The sequence below is a fragment of the Pontibacter sp. H249 genome, from assembly GCF_037892465.1.
Classification (GTDB): domain Bacteria; phylum Bacteroidota; class Bacteroidia; order Cytophagales; family Hymenobacteraceae; genus Pontibacter.
Map to the genome: position 1 here is coordinate 57247 of NZ_JBBKTR010000007.1, position 16651 is coordinate 73897.

The window sequence follows — 16651 nt, forward strand, 5'->3', positions numbered from 1 at the left end:
TTAGTACTACATCAAAGAAAGTATAAGTATCATATCCTCTGCCTTGGCAAGGATATCTTGTGACCTGTCTCTACGAAAGTATTATCCCGTCAATCCTAATCCAATCCTAAAAATCCTGATCAAAAAAAGCCGCACAAGTATAAAACTTATGCGGCTCTCTTATGTAGCGCTACACTGATTACTCTTGTATACGCACAACCTTGAACTCGGTACGGCGGTTACGCTGGTGTTCTTCTTCGGTTTTAGCATTACGCACTACAGGCCTGCTTTCGCCATAGCCTTTTGCCGTTATACGAGAACGATCTATACCTTTCGAGATAATGTACTCTACAGCAGATTCTGCACGACGCTGCGACAGGTCTTCGTTGTACACATCGCTACCGCGTGCATCGGTGTGTGAGCTAAGCTCGATTGTTATACTTGGGTTGTCGTTTAGTACCTGCACTAGTTTATCCAGTTCTATGGCTGCATCTGGACGGATATTGGCTTTATCGAAATCGTAGAAGATGTTCTCCAGCACAATCGCCTTCTCTTTCACGATCTCGTTAAGCACTAGTGTAGCTGTAAGGCGAACCTCGTTTTCCTCCTCCGTCAGCTGGTCCTGCATTGGCATTTTATCTATAGTTGTGATGCGCTGGCGAGCTGTAAAGAAACCTGGCTTTTCTGCTATCAGGAAGTAAGTGGAGGCTGTATCCAAAGCAAAAGTAAAGCCGCCCTCAGTGCCCGTAGTTGCAGTACGTAATTTGTTTCCTTTATCATCCTGCAGCACAACTGTATGGCTGGTTACGGCAGTGCGTTGCTTTTCTTTATCACGCTGCTGGTACAAAGTGCCATCAACAAAGAAATTAACCGCTTTGCGCTTGCTTCTGGAGATAAAGTATAAATCGTCGCCGCCTTTCCCGCCATCTCGGTTTGAGGCAAAGAAGCCAGTATAGTTATCCTGGAAGAAGATGTTAAAGTCATCTCCTGTTGAGTTTACAGGTTGGCCCATGTTTACAGGCACTCCGTTTTCCATGCGGAACAGGTCAAGGTTTCCTAAGCCAGGCAAACCGTCAGAGGCAATGTATAACGTACCGTCTGGGCCAACAGAAACAAAGCTCTCATTGCCAGGTGTGTTTATACTTGGTCCTAAGTTTTCTGGAGTTGAGAAGCGGCCACTGCCATCTACTGTTGATTTGTAGATATCGTTACCGCCTAAACCGCCTTTTCTGTCAGATGAAAAGTATAAAGTTTTGCCATCTAGCGAGAAAGCCGGAGAAGAATCCCAGGCGCGTGGGTCGCTGATGTTGAGTAGCTTTGGCTCACTCCAATTTCCGGAGCGGAAAAATGAAATGTATAGGTCTACGTTTTGGCGGCCTTTCTTGGTGCCTTCATTGCCACGCGCAAAAACCATGGTGCGACCCTCGTCTGAAAATGTGGTTAGCGCATCGTGGATGCCTTCTAGATTTATACTTTCAAATTTACGGACAGCCCCGCCCAGCATTGCAGCCGAGTCGGTAAGTGTGGTAGCATAAACATCTATAAAGCCCTCACCGTTGCCCATATATTCCTTACCAGGGCCTCGCGTTGAGGAAAATACTAATTCATTGTTCATCACGTAAGGGCCAAACTCAGATGCATCTGTATTAAGAGCCTCTAGGTGCTGCACCTCATAGCGTGGCGCTTTGCGTAGAATATCGCTAAGGGTACTAAAGTTCTCGACCTCTCGGGCTGCTCTACCTTTTAGTTGCGGGTTAGATCCTACTCTTACATAATCCTGAAACTGGTTAAGCGCTTCTTCATACTTCCCGTTAGCTTTTAGTGCTAAACCATAGTAGAAGTAGGCATCTTCCTTCCTGACCTTGTTATCAAGAGCGGCTTTGTAAAACGGCTCGGATTGCGACAGGCGGTTAGACAACCTGTAAGCTTCTGCAATTTTATAATTTACCTCGCCAGGATTGTTGGCATTTTTCAGCGCTTGTTGGTAAAACTGAATAGCACGTTCATACTCTTCTTCTCCAAACTTTTTGTCGCCTCTGCTTAAATAGCGGCCCGAGCCGCAGGCGCTAAGCAGCATAACAAGCAGCAGGAACACACTAATTGCCTGTAGTTGATGCGCAACAGGCTTTGTTTGTCGCAATAGATGCATGAGCATGTATGGTTATGTTTTGCCAGATCAGAAATACCTGGAGAGCCAACTAGCACCGGCTGGTGTAGGCCACGCTTGCTGCAACTCTCCGTAATTGTTTACTAATGTATCAAAGTATAAAGTATCCTTTTTAATATCGCCGGCAGCCACTTTACTTTTAAGTTCATTCATAGCCACCGTTTCTACTTCTCCTTTATTCAGGAACGCCAGCTGCGAACGATCAAAAAACGAAACACCAAAACGCTCCTCCAGCTCTTTTACAAATCGCACTGAAGCATCTATAGAGCAACCGCTGGCAGCAGTAGCCGACTCGTTGTTAGCCAGCACCAGAAAGCGATCGTGCAGCAAATCTGCAGATGCCTGTAAGCCTTTTCCGTGGCTACTCCACTCAGTAGCAAAACGTTGCAAAAGCGGTTTTATTTCAGTCTGCTCTGCCTCTGTAAAGGGCCTGCTTGCCTGGTAAATCCAAAGGCGTGCCTCCGGCGGCAATTCATCAAACGGAATATACATACTTATTTGCTGATTGTTGGTTGTTGATCTTTGTTTATTACCTTCCTATCATCTAAGTATAGAAGCATTTAACAATTATGAATCAACAATTTATTTCGAAAGCCCTTCTGCCTGTGCTATAAGCTCTGCTATATCAAAAACCTTTACGGTTTCTTCCTGCTCCTTGTTCTTCACACCGTCGTTCATCATCACCATACAGAATGGGCAGGCTGTTGCAATTACACCGTTACCGGCTCCTAATACGGCCAAAGCCTCTTCAGTTCTCTCTATGTTAACGTCTTTTTTACCCGGCTCCGGCTCCTTAAACATTTGGGCACCACCGGCACCGCAACACAGGCCATTGGCCCGGCTGCGCTTCATTTCTACAAGGTCGGCGTCCAGGGCAGCCAATACATCGCGTGGTGCTTCATAAATATCGTTGGCGCGGCCCAAATAACAAGAGTCGTGGAAGGTAATACGTTTGCCTTTAAACGCGCCGCCTCCTTGTATCTTAACTCTGCCTTCGTTTATCAGCTGCTGCAGGAACGTAGAATGGTGAATCACCTCATAGTTGCCACCTAAATCAGGGTACTCGTTTTTGATAGTGTTAAAGCAATGCGGGCAAGCCGTAACAATCGTTTTAACATTATAAGCATTTAGTACCTCGATGTTAGTGAGCGCCTGCATTTGGAACAGGAACTCGTTACCGGCACGCTTGGCAGGGTCGCCGGTGCAGCTTTCTTCCGTGCCTAGTACGGCATACTTTACACCCACATGCTCCAGTATCTGCACAAAAGCACGGGTTACTCTTTTATAACGGTCGTCGAAAGCACCAGCGCAACCTACCCAAAACAATACTTCAGGTTCTTCGCCATTTGCAGCCATCTCGGCCATAGTAGGCACTTTTACTAATCTTTTATTCTCTTCCATCTGGTTATTTGTAAACGACAAAGGACCGATTGACAAAAGACACAGGTCTTTTATTTTGAGTCCTGTATCATGAAGTCTTTTGTCCTATGTCTAAAAAATTCTTTTGTCTAGTTTTTAGAAGGCACATACAACTCATCAGCCCAATTAAAGCGATCTGACGCCGGGAAGGCCCAAGGTGCACCGTTGTTCTCGATGTTGGTAAACATGGCATTAAGCGAAGCAGGCGCAGCTGATTCTTCGAGTACCAGGTAGCGGCGTAGGTCCATGATCGTGGAAACCTGGTCTATATTTACTGGGCAAGACTCTACGCAGGCGTTGCAAGTGGTACAAGCCCAAAGCTCTTCCGGTGTAATGTAGCCACGTAGCAACGTTTTCTCTTCTGTGGTATCTACGCGCTCCACGCCTTGCTCTTTGTAATGGTTCGGTGCAAAAATGGCCGGGTGCTCACCTTTTTCCTCCATTCTATCGCGGGTATCCATTACAATCTTACGCGGAGAGAGTAGCTTACCTGTTAAGTTGGCAGGGCAAACTGAAGTACAGCGGCCACACTCCGTACAAGTATAGGAATCCATCAACTGCTTCCAGGTCAGGTCTTCTACATCCTTTGCTCCGAAGCGTTGCATAACCGGGTTACCCTCAGCGTCTACCTCCGGGGCAGGAGGCTGGTAGCTTGGGTCCAGCATGGCTTTTATTTCATGGGTAATAGCCGGATTGGTCGTGAATTTACCCTTTGGCAATAGCTTAGAGTAATACACGTTCGGGAAAGCCATGATAATATGGAAGTGCTTGGAGCTTGGCAGGTAGTTCATAAAGGCGAGTATACCCAGTATGTGGAACCACCAGCCTACCTTGGCAATAATGTAAAGCTGCTCAGGATCTTCACCAAAGATGTCTACAAAGAAACTACTTACAGGGTAAAGCCCTACGACCTCCTCACCGGCCAGCAGCACGCGCTTCATATCAGCAATGTTAAATACGAACAGCGCCAGCATCAGCACGATCTCTACAATCAGAATGATGTTTGCATCTACTTTTGGCCAGGCACGCATCTCTACACCGGTTGCCAAACGCGGCACTTTGGTTACATTACGTCTCCACAGAAACATTACGCAGGCAATGATCACCAGCGCAGCCAGTATCTCGTTTAGTGCCATCAACCCACTGTACAGCGGGCCAACAAAGCCTAGCACACGGTGTGTACCGAAAATACCATCGATTAGAATCTCTAGTACCTCAATGTTAATTACGATAAAGCCAACGTATACAAAAAGGTGCAACACGGCAGGCAGCATTCGCTTAAACATCTTCTGCTGCCCAAAGGCTACCAGCAATGTTTTATTGATACGCTCCGATGGATTATCAGCCAATTCCACATCACGCCCTAGCAGCACGTTTTTGCGGATCTTGCGGATCTGCCACACAAACAAGCCAATACCTATGGCTGCTACTATCAGAAAGATAATGTTCTCTATTCCTATCACGGCAAATTATTCGTTATACATACTAATTTATAGTTAAAGATAGCAGAATAATGAGAAAAACGTATGTACAGGCAATTTTTTAAAATATTTTTCTCAAGAATGTTTGCTACTTAAAAGTTAGTTGCTACTTTTGCATACCCTTACGGAAGAGGGTGACACAACAAGAGCTGGTGATGTAGCTCAGTTGGTAGAGCAAAGGACTGAAAATCCTTGTGTCGTTGGTTCGATTCCAATCATCACCACAGAAAACCTCGTCAGAAACGGCGAGGTTTTTTTGTTTAATACCCTTCTCTTTTCCAGCACCTGCACAAGTTGCAAACCTGTCGTTATACTTTAACCTTTTATTAAAGATGCAGCAGGCATTACTATAACCGGAATTACCGCAGAAGTGTTTGCTCGCAGTTCATGCGCATTTCGAAGAGCGCGGCTGAATAACCCAGTTGGTAAGCCTGGTAAAAATGCGTGCACGCCGAGTCTGATTTTAACTGCTCCACTTCGTTGCGACCCAACAAGTATAAAACACGCCCATTCTGCTTATCCAGTTTGTAAACGGTTCTGTAGTCCAGTTCTGCGGCATAAAAATCTTTTAGCTTAGAATAACCAAAGCCTCTAAAGGTTAAAGCTGTAAGCCAATCCTTGTTACTCCGTTTGCTGTTCTTTAGGTAAACACTAAGGTCTGAGATAGCCTCCTCATACTTTCCTAGAAAGAAAAGTCGCACCTCCCCTCTTGCCAAGTAAGCACTCCATAGATTTTTATTAAGCATGATAGCTTGTGTAAGATCTTTTTCTGCCTGCTGGTATTGCTCCATTTGCTGATAACTGCGCCCTCGCATAAAGTATATCTGCGCCGATGGCTTGGCTTTTAGCTTAACCGCTTTATTCAGATCATCTAGGGCAGCAGAATAGTTTTCATATATATCTAACTCTATCATAGCTCGGGCCTCGTAGGCATCTGCGTTATCAGGCATAAAATGTATAGCATCGGAAAGTAAACGGTGTGCACTGCTATACTTACCATCTTCTATGTAGGTTAAAGCTGTTTTATACTTATCCTCTCCTGTTACATAATCCATTACTACTTTTAGTAGCAGACTAAACGTAAGCAAACCAGCCACAAAGGCAACGGTAATGTACCAGTCTTTGCGTGAGAAGCGATAATTGTCACGCTTAATGGGGCGGTAATAACGCTCCGATACACCAGCCGGCTTGCGAGTTTGGTAATAGCGGGGGTCAAATGCCTGTTGGTGCCGCAGTACACGCTGCCGCTCTCGCTGGTACTGCAGGCGCAAGTCGTAACGCGCTCGCTTGTTTGTGTCTGATAAGGTTTGATAAGCCGTATTTACTTGTTTAAACATTTCCTCTGCCAGCACATTCCCTTGGTTTTTGTCAGGATGGTACTTAACGGCAAGTCGCTTGTAAGCAGCTTTCACCTCTTGTGTGGTGGCTGAGGGGCTTATGCCTAAAATGCTATAATAGTTACGGTCCAAAAAGGTAAGATTCTTAAAAAGATTCTCTTTAAAATTACTTAAAAACGGACAATATACTTCAATTTCCGTACTACACTTTTAATCAGTTATACTTGACGTAAATTTTTGCACCTACCCACGTATACAGTAAAAGCAACAAAAAAAGCTATTAAAACTATGGAAATTCCTGACAACGGCACACGCGAAAAAAACTCCAGCCTTATAGAAAACTTTATGGGTTATATCGATACCCGTATAGATATCATACGATTAGAAGTACAAGAAAAACTAAAAGCTGTAATGGTAAATACCATTCATGGCGTTTTACTTGGAGTCGTGGGTTTTATGTGCCTTATATTTGTCAATATATTCTTAGGGCTGCTGCTTAACCACCTCCTCGACAGTTCTTTCTGGGGCTTCGGCATTATAGCGCTCATCTATGTTATACTTTTAGTTATACTTGTGATAGGCCTTGATAAGAAAGTATTTCAGGACATGGCTGATAAGTCTTTAAACAACACGATCTATAAATCTGATAAACGAGAGAAAAACATATGAGCGAACTATCGAACCCGCTGTTTGATAATGAACGTGATTTTTTAGAACGGCAAAAAGAGGAATATAAAAGAGCTTTGATGGGCGATGTAGACCACATCAAGTCACAGAGCCAGGAAATTGGTAAAAAAGTGGCTATGGCTGGAGGTGTATTGCTTGCCGGCTATCTACTAAAACGAATGCTTAGCGGCAGCGGGAAAAAAAAAGCTAAAAAGCAAAGCAATAAAAAAGATAGCAGTAAAACAGAAGCCAGAGCGTACGATTCAGCTGGCATTCCTGTAATGACCGAGCATGAATCCAGTGGTTATAGCTTTTCAGCTAAACCTGTACAAGAAGGAAAGAAAGGTAAGTCCAAAAGCAGAAAAGAATCTGGCAGCTTTCTGGATTCTAGCCTAGTAAAGGTTGTAGGATCACAGGCTGCAACTTTGCTTCTGATGTATATCACTAAAAAGGTAAGCGATCATCTGAATAGTATCTCTGAAAATAACGATATTGCAGCAGCCCCTGTTGAAGAGGTAACTGTAGTAGAGACAACTGAGATTATTGTTCCAAAAGAGGATGCCTTTTAAAAACCTTCGCTCACAAAAGCATACATCAGGCAGGAAGCACTTTGCCGTTCTGCTAGACCCAGACAACCTTAACGAGGCTTTCTGCCTGAACCTGCTATCCTTGAGCGAAACCCACCAGGTTGACTTTTTCTTTGTAGGAGGTAGTCTGATCACTTCTGAAAATCAGGCTAACATTATCCGGCTCATTAAAGAGCATAGCAGTATTCCGGTTATACTTTTCCCAAGCAGCAGCCTGTACATTGATAAACATGCTGATGGCATTTTGCTTTTATCGCTTATTTCAGGCCGTAACCCGGAGTTCCTGATTGGCCAGCATGTGATTGCTGCACCCATACTTAAGGCTAGTAATTTAGAAATACTGCCTACCGGATATTTGTTAGTTGATACCGGCCGCCAAACTACCGCCTCTTACATGAGCGGCACCACACCGATTCCTTTTGACAAACCAGCTATTGCCGCCTGCACAGCTATGGCCGGAGAGATGCTTGGGCTACAGTATATCTACTTAGATGGAGGTAGCGGAGCAAAAGAACCTATTTCTGCAGAGATGATTGCAGCAGTACGTGAGGCAGTAGATGTGCCAGTAATTGTGGGTGGTGGCATCAACACAAAACAAAAAGCAAAAGCTGCTCTAGATGCCGGTGCTGATGTGATTGTAGTAGGTAATCATATAGAAAAAAACCCCGGCTTTTTGGCCGAGGTTTCTCATCTTATCGCTTCGTATAACGTTGCCTTAGATGTTCATCGCTGATTCGCGACGACGCATTTTACCGGCAGGTATACCAAACATCATCTTAAAGCGACGGCAGAAGTAAGCGGTATCTTTGTAACCAACTTCTTTACCGATCTCGCGGATACTCTTCTTAGTAGTTCTAAGTAAGAATACAGCACGCTCCATACGCTGGTACTCGATGTAATCCTGCGGGTTAATGCCCGTCAGCATCTTAAAGTACTGGCCAACATAGTCCTCAGACACGTTTGCCACGTTAGAAAGCACTTTGTTAGACAGATCGCCACCTAGGTTCTCCTTAATGTAGTTGAACAGGTCGATAAGGCGAGGGTCTTTGAAGTATGTGCTATTTGTAGCCAGCTGCTCCACAAACATTCTGTTGCGAAGGATGTGGCGAACAATTTCCACTACAATATTCTCAGTATAGATGTTGATCAGACGCTCTTTACCTGGCAGTTCCTGCATGCTTTCTTCTACAACTTTGATAACCAGGTTAGCCAGTTTGTTGTTGTTAGAGATAAGGAATGCCGGCAGATCAAGCGACGCGAAGAAGTTTACAGAGTCAAATACTTTTGCCTCAAAGCTCACAAAGCTGTGGCTCTCTTCTGCATCACCGATCAAATCCAGATCGTTATTGTTTTTAAAGAACTTCTCTTTATTCGTGATCAAATCATCGTTAGAGATCGTTTTCCCTTCCCCGGCAGGACCGTAAGCTACTTTCGTGCTGCGGCCACCAGGTATGAACAACAACTCTCCTTCTTCAACCATTTGCTCTTCGTCCCCAAAGAAGATGCTACCTTTATGAAGCAGGATTAAGTTATTGCCTACATCGTAGGAGTTGCGAACCGTAAATGGCTGCTGCAACACCAGATTTTTTGCCTTAATGAACCGCACCCCAAGCGATTCAATAATCTTATTGTAATCTTCCATGTGTGTTACCAACTAACTTTTATACTATAAACCCTTTAATTATGGCCTAAAGCTAAGATTAATCTTTATAAAATTCAAAATAATTTTAAAAAATAAATTTTAATTAGATAAACACTATTCTTGGCTTAAACAACATGGAAACAACGTTTTAGGCCTTTTATTACTTCAGCAGTTCTCTTGAAATTACTATTTTCTGTATCTCAGAAGTACCTTCGTAAATTTGTGTAATTTTTGCATCGCGCATCAAACGCTCTACATGGTACTCTTTTACGAAACCGTAACCGCCGTGAACTTGTACCGCCTCTACTGTTGTTTCCATCGCCACCTTTGATGCAAAAAGTTTCGCCATAGCACCAGACTTACCATAGTCAGAGTGCGTGTCTTTGTCATGTGCAGCCTGCAGGCAAAGCAGACGAGCAGCCTCGATGTTTGTGGCCATGTCTGCCAGTTTAAATTGGATAGCCTGGTGCTTCGCAATCTCTACACCAAACGCTTTACGCTCTTTTGAGTATTTAACCGCCAGTTCGTAAGCACCAGATGCTATACCTAATGCCTGCGAAGCAATACCAATACGGCCACCAGCAAGCGTTGACATTGCAAACTTAAAGCCGAAACCATCTTCGCCAATGCGGTTCTCCTTTGGTACTTTAACATCTGTAAACATCAGAGAGTGCGTATCAGAGCCACGGATGCCCAGTTTATTTTCTTTAGGACCTATCTCAAAACCTTCCATGCCACGCTCAACGATTAAGGCGTTGATACCACGGTGCTTCTTTTCTGGATCTGTTTGCGCTATCACCAGGTACACAGAAGCTGTGCTGCCGTTCGTGATCCAGTTCTTTGTACCGTTAAGCAAGTAGTAATCGCCTTTATCCTCAGCAGTAGTGCGCTGCGATGTTGCATCAGAACCAGCTTCTGGCTCAGAAAGACAGAATGCACCGATAATCTCGCCTGTAGCAAGCTTTGTTAAGTATTTCTGCTTTTGCTCTTCAGTGCCATACTTCTCAAGGCCCCAGCAAACAAGTGAGTTATTTACAGACATTACAACAGAAGCAGAAGCATCTACTTTAGAGATTTCCTCCATGGCCAATACATAAGAGATAGTGTCCATGCCGCCGCCATTATACTTCGGGTCTACCATCATACCCATAAAGCCAAGCTCACCCATTTTCTTAATCTGCTCAGCAGGGAATTTCTGGTGTTCGTCGCGCTCAATAACGCCAGGCAATAACTCTGTTTGTGCAAACTCACGTGCAGCAGCCTGTACTGCCAGATGCTCTTCTGTTAATTGAAAATTCATACTTGTGTATATAAAGGATTCTGTTGAAACAATGATTTTAAGAATACAAAATTATGAAATACAGTGCAATTAAATCAACCCAGTACAACATAAATTGTTATGCTAGCCGAACATTTTTATACTTTACCAACTGGTTGGTACTTCTTATAAGCCTATTTAAACAATAAACGCCGGCTACACATGTGCAGACGGCGTTTATACAATATTATATTTCGTGCTAACATTTTAGTCGCGGCGGCCCATAAGTATTGAAACGTAGTATAGTAACGTTGCTAATGAGCCCAAAGCAGCTACTACATACGTTAGAGCTGCCCATTTTAACGCATCTTTCGCCATTCCGTGTTCTTGCCTTGTAACAATTCCACGCTGGTCTATCCAGGCTAAGGCACGTTTACTGGCATCAAATTCTACAGGCAGCGTTACGAAACTAAAGATGGTAGTTAAGGCAAACAGCGCTACACCAATAGTAAGCGGCACAGGTGTTGTTTGCAGCATAAAGATACCTATAAGTATAATCCACTGCATGTAACGAGAAGCTATACTTAGCGCTGGCACCATGGCCGAGCGGAACTTCAAAAACGCATAAGCTTTAGCATGTTGTACTGCGTGTCCGCATTCGTGAGCTGCCACGGCTGCTGCTGCTGCGCTACGCGCCTCATATACATATTCGCTTAGGTTAACTGTTTTATCTGTCGGGTTGTAGTGGTCTGTTAAACGGCCAGCCACCGACATAACCTTTACATCTGTGATGCCATTGTCGCGCAGCATCATTTCTGCTACCTCACGGCCAGTAAGCCCCGAGCTTAAGGGTGTTTGAGAGTATTCTTTAAACTTGCTCTTCAATCGGGCACTAACTCCCCAACTTGCAAGCATTATGGCGATCATTATAATCCAGATCATATGCTTATTTATACTTTACTTGGTTTTCTATTTTGTTTACGATATTGGTAGTAGAGTAACCTTTAACCAACGGAACTGTTTTAACCTCACCGCCTTTAGCCATTACCACCTCGTGCCCTACAATCTGCTCTACTGCGTAATCATCACCTTTAACAAGAATATCCGGTTGCACGAGCTTGATAAGCTCCAGTGGTGTATCATCGTTGAAGAGCACTACTGCATCTATAAACAAAAGAGATGCCATTACGCGCGCACGTGACATTTCGTCCTGAAGTGGCCGGCTTGGTCCTTTTATACGGCTAATTGACGCATCTGTATTAAGCCCCAGTACTAGTTTATCGCCAAGTTGTCGTGCTTTCTCCAGGTAATCGACGTGGCCCAGGTGCAGCAGATCAAAGCATCCGTTTGTAAAAACTACCTTCTGCCCTTGCTCCCGCCATACTTTTAGCTGCTCCTGCAGCTGTTGTTGCGTGTATATTTTATCGCTTGAACTCATGTACTGTTATTGGATTATCTTCTGTAGCCACAGGCTGCGAAGGGTGCACCATACTTGTTATAAAACTGATTACACCCATCACAACGACTAAAAGTGTTTGCGAAGTATGTGCTACCAAGGCATAAGCCATGCCTGCTTCTTTAGGCACCCCGTATAGGAGCAGCGTTGCCTGCACCAGCAAATGGTAAACTCCTACCCCACCCTGCACCGGCGCTGCCATACCTAAACTTCCAATCACTAAAACAGATAGTCCGGCTCCCCAACCTAAGTTACTCGTGGCTGGTATGGCAAAAAATACAATTACGCTTGTGCCATAGTACATCAGCCATACAAATAAAGTATGTGCCCAGAACACCCCCTGATTATCAAGTTTTGTGATACTAAACACTCCCTTCAGCATACCTTTTACAAAACTTGCTGCTTTCTGGAAATATGAATTCTGTCGCAGGCGGCTCAGGTAGCGTAGCACAATAAAGAGTATAACTACTGTTGCACCTAGCATAACCCAGAATACCCAATAAAGAGAATCTATAGTTTGCTCCAGTCCTGTATACTTATCAGTGAAAAGACTTAAGAAAAAGTCGCGGATACGGTTAAACTCTACCAGGAAGGTTATGCCTATGGCCAGCAGCAGCATAACCATATCGATAAAGCGCTCTGCGATAACTGTTCCGAAACCAGTGTTTACCGGCACGTTATCCGTGCGCTTCAGAATGCTGCAGCGAACCACCTCGCCCATTCGGGGCAGCACCAGGTTTGCCAGGTAGCCTACCATCATGGCGCGGTAGGTACGCAATACTGTTGGGCTATGTCCTGTCGGTTTTATCTGCATATGCCAGCGGTATGCACGGCTAATATAAGCAGCCACTCCCATCAGAAGCGAGACACCAACCCAAGTATAGTTTGTGTTCTTCAGCTCATCCCACATTTTCTGAAAATCGAGTTCCTTTAGCGCGTACCACATCAGAAATGCAGATACGCCCAATAGAAGTGCATATTTCAGAAAGGAGAACAGCTGTTTCATGCGCGGGATTTATACCAGGCGGTTGTGCTGATCAGGGAAAACGAGTGTTGGCGTGTGGGACTTGGCGTCTTCAAATTTAATGCTGCAGTAAGAGATAACGATAACAATATCGCCTACCTGCACTTTTCGGGCAGCGGGGCCATTCAGGCACACAGTACCAGTACCGCGCTCTCCTTTAATCACATAAGTTTCGAAACGTTCGCCGTTGTTGATGTTAACGATTTGTACTTTCTCATTCTCCACAACATTTGCCGCGTCCATTAGATCTTCATCTATTGTGATGCTGCCAACGTAGTGCAATTCGGCTTGAGTTACCTTACAACGGTGAATTTTGGATTTTAAAACCTCAATATACATGGTGTATCTTGTAATAAAGCGCAAAGTTAGACAATTGCCTGCATATTAACTACCAAACTCTGTGGCAGTATGCCTTGCCCCACTGAAACAACTTAACCTTCTTTTAAATTCACCAGCATATTATCTATCAGCCGAACAGAGCCTACATGGGCTGCAATGCATAAAGCCGCTTCGTTTGTGGCTATTACATCTTGTAGGGGCTGTAATGTATTAGGGTCAGCTATTTCAAAATACTCCAACTCTATTTGGCTTATACTTTGCAGATAAGCCTCTACCTCCTGTTTTATACTTTGCACTGGCTTTACGTTTATCATTCCGGCCGCCATTTGCAATGCCTTGTATAACTTAGCTGCTATTTGCCTCTGCTCATAGGTAAGGCGCTTGTTTCTCGACGACATAGCCAAACCACTCTCCTCGCGCACTGTTGGGTAGCACACTAAGTCTAGATTAAAGCTAAGCGCTTGTATTAACTGGCGCACAATGGCTACCTGCTGCAGGTCTTTCTGTCCAAAGTATGCTTTATGAGGTGTTATGTAATGGAAAAGCTTACTCACAATAGTAGCTACCCCATTAAAATGCCCGGGACGGTGCTCTCCTTCCATAACCTGTTCCAGCGCCCCGAAACTAAACTGCAGCAGTGTCTGTTGTGTGTATACCTCCTCAGCATCAGGCAGGAACAGGAAATCGCAGTTTACAGATTTTAGCAATGCAATATCCTGTTCAGATGTGCGGGGGTACAGTTTATAATCTTCCGGATTATTAAATTGGGTGGGGTTCACAAAAATGCTGCAAACCGTTATGTCGTTATCTTGGGCAGAGGCGCGGAGCAGTTGCAGGTGCCCCTCGTGTAATGCTCCCATGGTGGGCACAAAGCCAATGCGCTTGCCGCTACACCTGAGAGCTTGCATTTTTTCACGGATGGTGCTAACCTGCTTTATAACTTCCATTTAATCTGTATGCTTGGTATTATTAGTTTAAGGCCGGCAAATGTAAGTTATAACGCATAGAATTGAAAATTAGAATAAAAAATACTAATTTTGCACGTCCCATTACTGTTGCTTATTAATTTTTAACTTACAATTCATGTCAAAATTGCGAATCTTATACGCCGCCACCGAGATCAATCCCTTCTTACAAACCACTAAAGTAGCTGAGTTTTTACAGACGTTACCACAGGGTATGCAGGAGCGAGGGATGGAGATCCGAATTTTTGTTCCGCGTTTTGGCCTGATTAACGAGCGTAAAAACCGTTTGCACGAAGTGGTACGCCTTTCAGGTATTAATATTGCTGTTGGCGACGACGAGAAACCGTTGATTATTAAGGTGGCTTCTATTCCTAATGCAAAGCTGCAAGTATATTTTATTGACAACGAAGACTATTTCCACAGAAAATCCGTTTTCGTTGACAAGAACAATAAATTTCACCAGGACAACGACGAGCGTGCCATCTTCTTCTGCAAGGGCGTGCTTGAAACTGTAAAGAAACTTGGCTGGGCTCCGGATATTGTACATTGTAACGATTGGATGACAGGCTTGATACCGATGTACCTGAAAACAACATATAAAAAGGATCCTATCTTTAAGGATTCAAAATCTATGTTTACAGTGTACAACCATAATTATAAGCACAAGTTTGACGGAGACCTGTTAGAAAAAGTAAAGATGCTGGATATTGACGACAGCATGCTGGAGCACTTAAAAACGGCCGATTTAGATAGCTTTATCAAGATCGGTATGGAGTACGCTGACTCTGTGATCAAAACGAACGAAAACTTTAGCGATAACATTAACGAGCTGTTTAACGAGTTTATGCAAACCAAAAGCATCAACACTGTTACCGCCGACGACACCCTTTTAGACTCATACTACAACCTGTATAATGAACTTAGCCGTTAGAAGATTTCTATTATTCTTCTTTTCCATCGCCACCCTTGCATCCTGCGATGACCCTACAGATATTGGTATTGACCTGCAGGATGAGAACCTGATAGGCACAAATTTTACTGACACAATTACTATTAATACAGGCACAGTACTTTTAACTGACTCAATTCTGTCGTTTAGAACTGCCCCTGCGCAGGTAGGTTACCTGGCAGACCCAGTATTAGGCACTTTAAAGGCTACTACTTATACAGAGGTGGCGCTTAATGGTACCGATGTAAAATTCGGCGAGAATCCGCAGGTAGACTCAATGGTTTTAACGCTGGATTACAGCTTTATTTATGGCAACAAAACAGCGCCATTAAAGTTAAATGTGTTCCGACTGACTGAAGGGTTTCAGGAGAAAGCTTCATACTTTACAAACACTACTTTAGCAAAGCAGGAAGCTCCGCTAGGTTCTACTACATTAGTGCCTTTGCTTTACGAAAAGAAAAAGCAGTTCGATGTTGACTCGACAGCAGCAAAGCGCCTTGTAAAGATAAAGCTTCCGCAAAGCCTGATCAATGAGTTTGTTGCTCAGTCTGGAAACGACCCTCTTAAATCTCAGGCTAATTTTAAAGCGTTTTTTAAAGGTTTAGCAATTGCTCCAGCAGGAGAACCCAGCAGCATATTAGCGCTTAACTTAGCAGCCGATAGCTCAAAGATTGTGATGCATTATAAGAATGGAGCCGACAAAAAGAAGCATACTTTTCGTTTATCCGGCTCTGCTGTAAATTACTTTACAAACTTTGAAGGCAACCGTGCAGGCACAGCAGTAGCAGAGCTATCTCAGAATGGTGATTTTATACCGGCAACCGAGGGTAATGGCAATGAGAGTTATATTCAGAATAACACACAACTGCTTACAAAGCTTACACTGCCATACCTTGAAAATTTTAGAGAAGCAGCTGGCACCATCATAATTAACCGCGCTGAACTGATTGTTCCTGTTAAAGCGGCATCTACTGGAGCATTTTCAGCACCTCCACAATTGTTGTTGTATCAAACCAACAACACCAACCGCATCTTAAAAGATGGCAGTGGCAATGCTCTAACTGTACAGCAAAACGGTGTAGGTCAAATTAATTCCACAGCTTTTCCGGCTGCACTTACTTTTGATAATAAACGTAATAGATATGCTCTGAATATTACGTCTTATTTTCAGGCAATGCTGCTAGGCAAAAAGCCTAACAATGGTTTATTGCTGGCGCCTGCAGTAGTAACCAATTCACAATCGGGCACTAGTGTTGCATCAGATATCAGACCATTTAGAGCTATTATCAGCAACGCCGGCGACAGCAAAGTGCAGCTGGTTGTGTATTATTCAAAACTGGACTAGAAAACAAATTATTATACATTGATAGGTGCCTTGAAGG

Annotated in this window: 17 protein-coding genes and 1 tRNA gene; 6 read left to right on the top strand and 12 right to left on the bottom strand. The window is 43.9% G+C overall.

Going from position 1 to position 16651, the window contains the following annotated elements; genetic code table 11:
- Positions 1–178 precede the first annotated feature (178 nt).
- The 4 genes from WG943_RS10650 to WG943_RS10665 all read right to left on the bottom strand — a co-directional run bounded on the left by WG943_RS10650 (position 179) and on the right by WG943_RS10665 (position 5028).
- Positions 179–2134 (bottom strand): OmpA family protein, encoded by a 1956-nt coding sequence (locus tag WG943_RS10650; protein ID WP_340408840.1) that lies wholly within the window; start codon positions 2132–2134, stop codon positions 179–181.
- A gap of 21 nt (positions 2135–2155) precedes the next feature.
- Positions 2156–2638, bottom strand: a complete 483-nt coding sequence (locus WG943_RS10655; protein WP_340408842.1) for a hypothetical protein — start codon at positions 2636–2638, stop codon at positions 2156–2158.
- A 90-nt stretch (positions 2639–2728) separates the two neighbouring features.
- Entirely contained in the window at positions 2729–3547 is an 819-nt protein-coding gene (locus WG943_RS10660) for a (Fe-S)-binding protein (RefSeq protein ID WP_340408844.1), read from the bottom strand.
- Between the two features lie 107 nt (positions 3548–3654).
- Positions 3655–5028 (bottom strand): (Fe-S)-binding protein, encoded by a 1374-nt coding sequence (locus WG943_RS10665; RefSeq protein WP_340408846.1) that lies wholly within the window; start codon positions 5026–5028, stop codon positions 3655–3657.
- 169 nt (positions 5029–5197) lie between these two features.
- On the opposite strand from WG943_RS10665, the gene WG943_RS10670 reads away from it, so the two are divergent.
- Positions 5198–5270, top strand: a tRNA-Phe gene (locus tag WG943_RS10670).
- A gap of 135 nt (positions 5271–5405) precedes the next feature.
- On the opposite strand, the gene WG943_RS10675 is transcribed toward WG943_RS10670, so the two are convergent.
- On the bottom strand, positions 5406–6515 hold the full coding sequence (locus tag WG943_RS10675) for a DnaJ domain-containing protein (protein ID WP_340408848.1): 1110 nt from the start codon (positions 6513–6515) through the stop codon (positions 5406–5408).
- A 156-nt stretch (positions 6516–6671) separates the two neighbouring features.
- Between WG943_RS10675 and WG943_RS10680 the strand changes: the two genes are divergently transcribed.
- From WG943_RS10680 to WG943_RS10690, 3 genes are read left to right on the top strand one after another with little or no spacing between them, the layout of a single operon-like run.
- On the top strand, positions 6672–7052 hold the full coding sequence (locus WG943_RS10680; RefSeq protein ID WP_340408850.1) for a phage holin family protein: 381 nt from the start codon (positions 6672–6674) through the stop codon (positions 7050–7052).
- Positions 7049–7618 carry a hypothetical protein gene (locus WG943_RS10685; RefSeq protein WP_340408852.1) on the top strand — a complete coding sequence of 190 codons (570 nt, stop codon included), beginning with the start codon at positions 7049–7051 and terminating at the stop codon, positions 7616–7618. The genes WG943_RS10680 and WG943_RS10685 overlap by 4 nt, the downstream gene beginning before the upstream one ends.
- Entirely contained in the window at positions 7608–8369 is a 762-nt protein-coding gene (locus tag WG943_RS10690) for a geranylgeranylglyceryl/heptaprenylglyceryl phosphate synthase (RefSeq protein ID WP_340408854.1), read from the top strand. Before WG943_RS10685 ends, WG943_RS10690 begins: the two co-directional genes overlap by 11 nt.
- On the opposite strand, the gene WG943_RS10695 is transcribed toward WG943_RS10690, so the two are convergent.
- The 7 genes from WG943_RS10695 to panC all read right to left on the bottom strand — a co-directional run bounded on the left by WG943_RS10695 (position 8352) and on the right by panC (position 14302).
- Complete coding sequence (locus WG943_RS10695; protein ID WP_340408855.1) at positions 8352–9278, bottom strand: AraC family transcriptional regulator; 927 nt, start codon at positions 9276–9278, stop codon at positions 8352–8354. The genes WG943_RS10690 and WG943_RS10695 overlap by 18 nt on opposite strands.
- Before the next feature lie 160 nt (positions 9279–9438).
- Positions 9439–10578, bottom strand: coding sequence for an acyl-CoA dehydrogenase (locus WG943_RS10700; protein WP_219876112.1), 1140 nt, complete (start codon positions 10576–10578; stop codon positions 9439–9441).
- Between the two features lie 225 nt (positions 10579–10803).
- Positions 10804–11478: a zinc metallopeptidase gene (locus WG943_RS10705; RefSeq protein WP_340408860.1), complete on the bottom strand. Its 675-nt coding sequence runs from the start codon at positions 11476–11478 to the stop codon at positions 10804–10806.
- 4 nt (positions 11479–11482) lie between these two features.
- Positions 11483–11974: a D-glycero-beta-D-manno-heptose 1-phosphate adenylyltransferase gene (rfaE2, locus tag WG943_RS10710; RefSeq protein WP_340408862.1), complete on the bottom strand. Its 492-nt coding sequence runs from the start codon at positions 11972–11974 to the stop codon at positions 11483–11485.
- Positions 11958–12998 carry a lysylphosphatidylglycerol synthase transmembrane domain-containing protein gene (locus tag WG943_RS10715; protein ID WP_340408863.1) on the bottom strand — a complete coding sequence of 347 codons (1041 nt, stop codon included), beginning with the start codon at positions 12996–12998 and terminating at the stop codon, positions 11958–11960. Before WG943_RS10715 ends, rfaE2 begins: the two co-directional genes overlap by 17 nt.
- Positions 12999–13007: 9 nt before the next feature.
- Complete coding sequence (gene panD, locus WG943_RS10720; RefSeq protein ID WP_340408865.1) at positions 13008–13355, bottom strand: aspartate 1-decarboxylase; 348 nt, start codon at positions 13353–13355, stop codon at positions 13008–13010.
- A gap of 92 nt (positions 13356–13447) precedes the next feature.
- The gene (gene panC / locus WG943_RS10725; RefSeq protein ID WP_340408866.1) at positions 13448–14302 is read right to left on the bottom strand and encodes a pantoate--beta-alanine ligase; all 855 of its coding nucleotides are present in this window, start codon (positions 14300–14302) and stop codon (positions 13448–13450) included.
- 136 nt (positions 14303–14438) lie between these two features.
- Between panC and WG943_RS10730 the strand changes: the two genes are divergently transcribed.
- Positions 14439–15251 carry a glycogen/starch synthase gene (locus tag WG943_RS10730; RefSeq protein ID WP_340408867.1) on the top strand — a complete coding sequence of 271 codons (813 nt, stop codon included), beginning with the start codon at positions 14439–14441 and terminating at the stop codon, positions 15249–15251.
- The gene (locus tag WG943_RS10735; RefSeq protein WP_340408868.1) at positions 15235–16614 is read left to right on the top strand and encodes a DUF4270 domain-containing protein; all 1380 of its coding nucleotides are present in this window, start codon (positions 15235–15237) and stop codon (positions 16612–16614) included. The genes WG943_RS10730 and WG943_RS10735 overlap by 17 nt, the downstream gene beginning before the upstream one ends.
- The last annotated feature ends 37 nt before the right edge of the window (positions 16615–16651 follow it).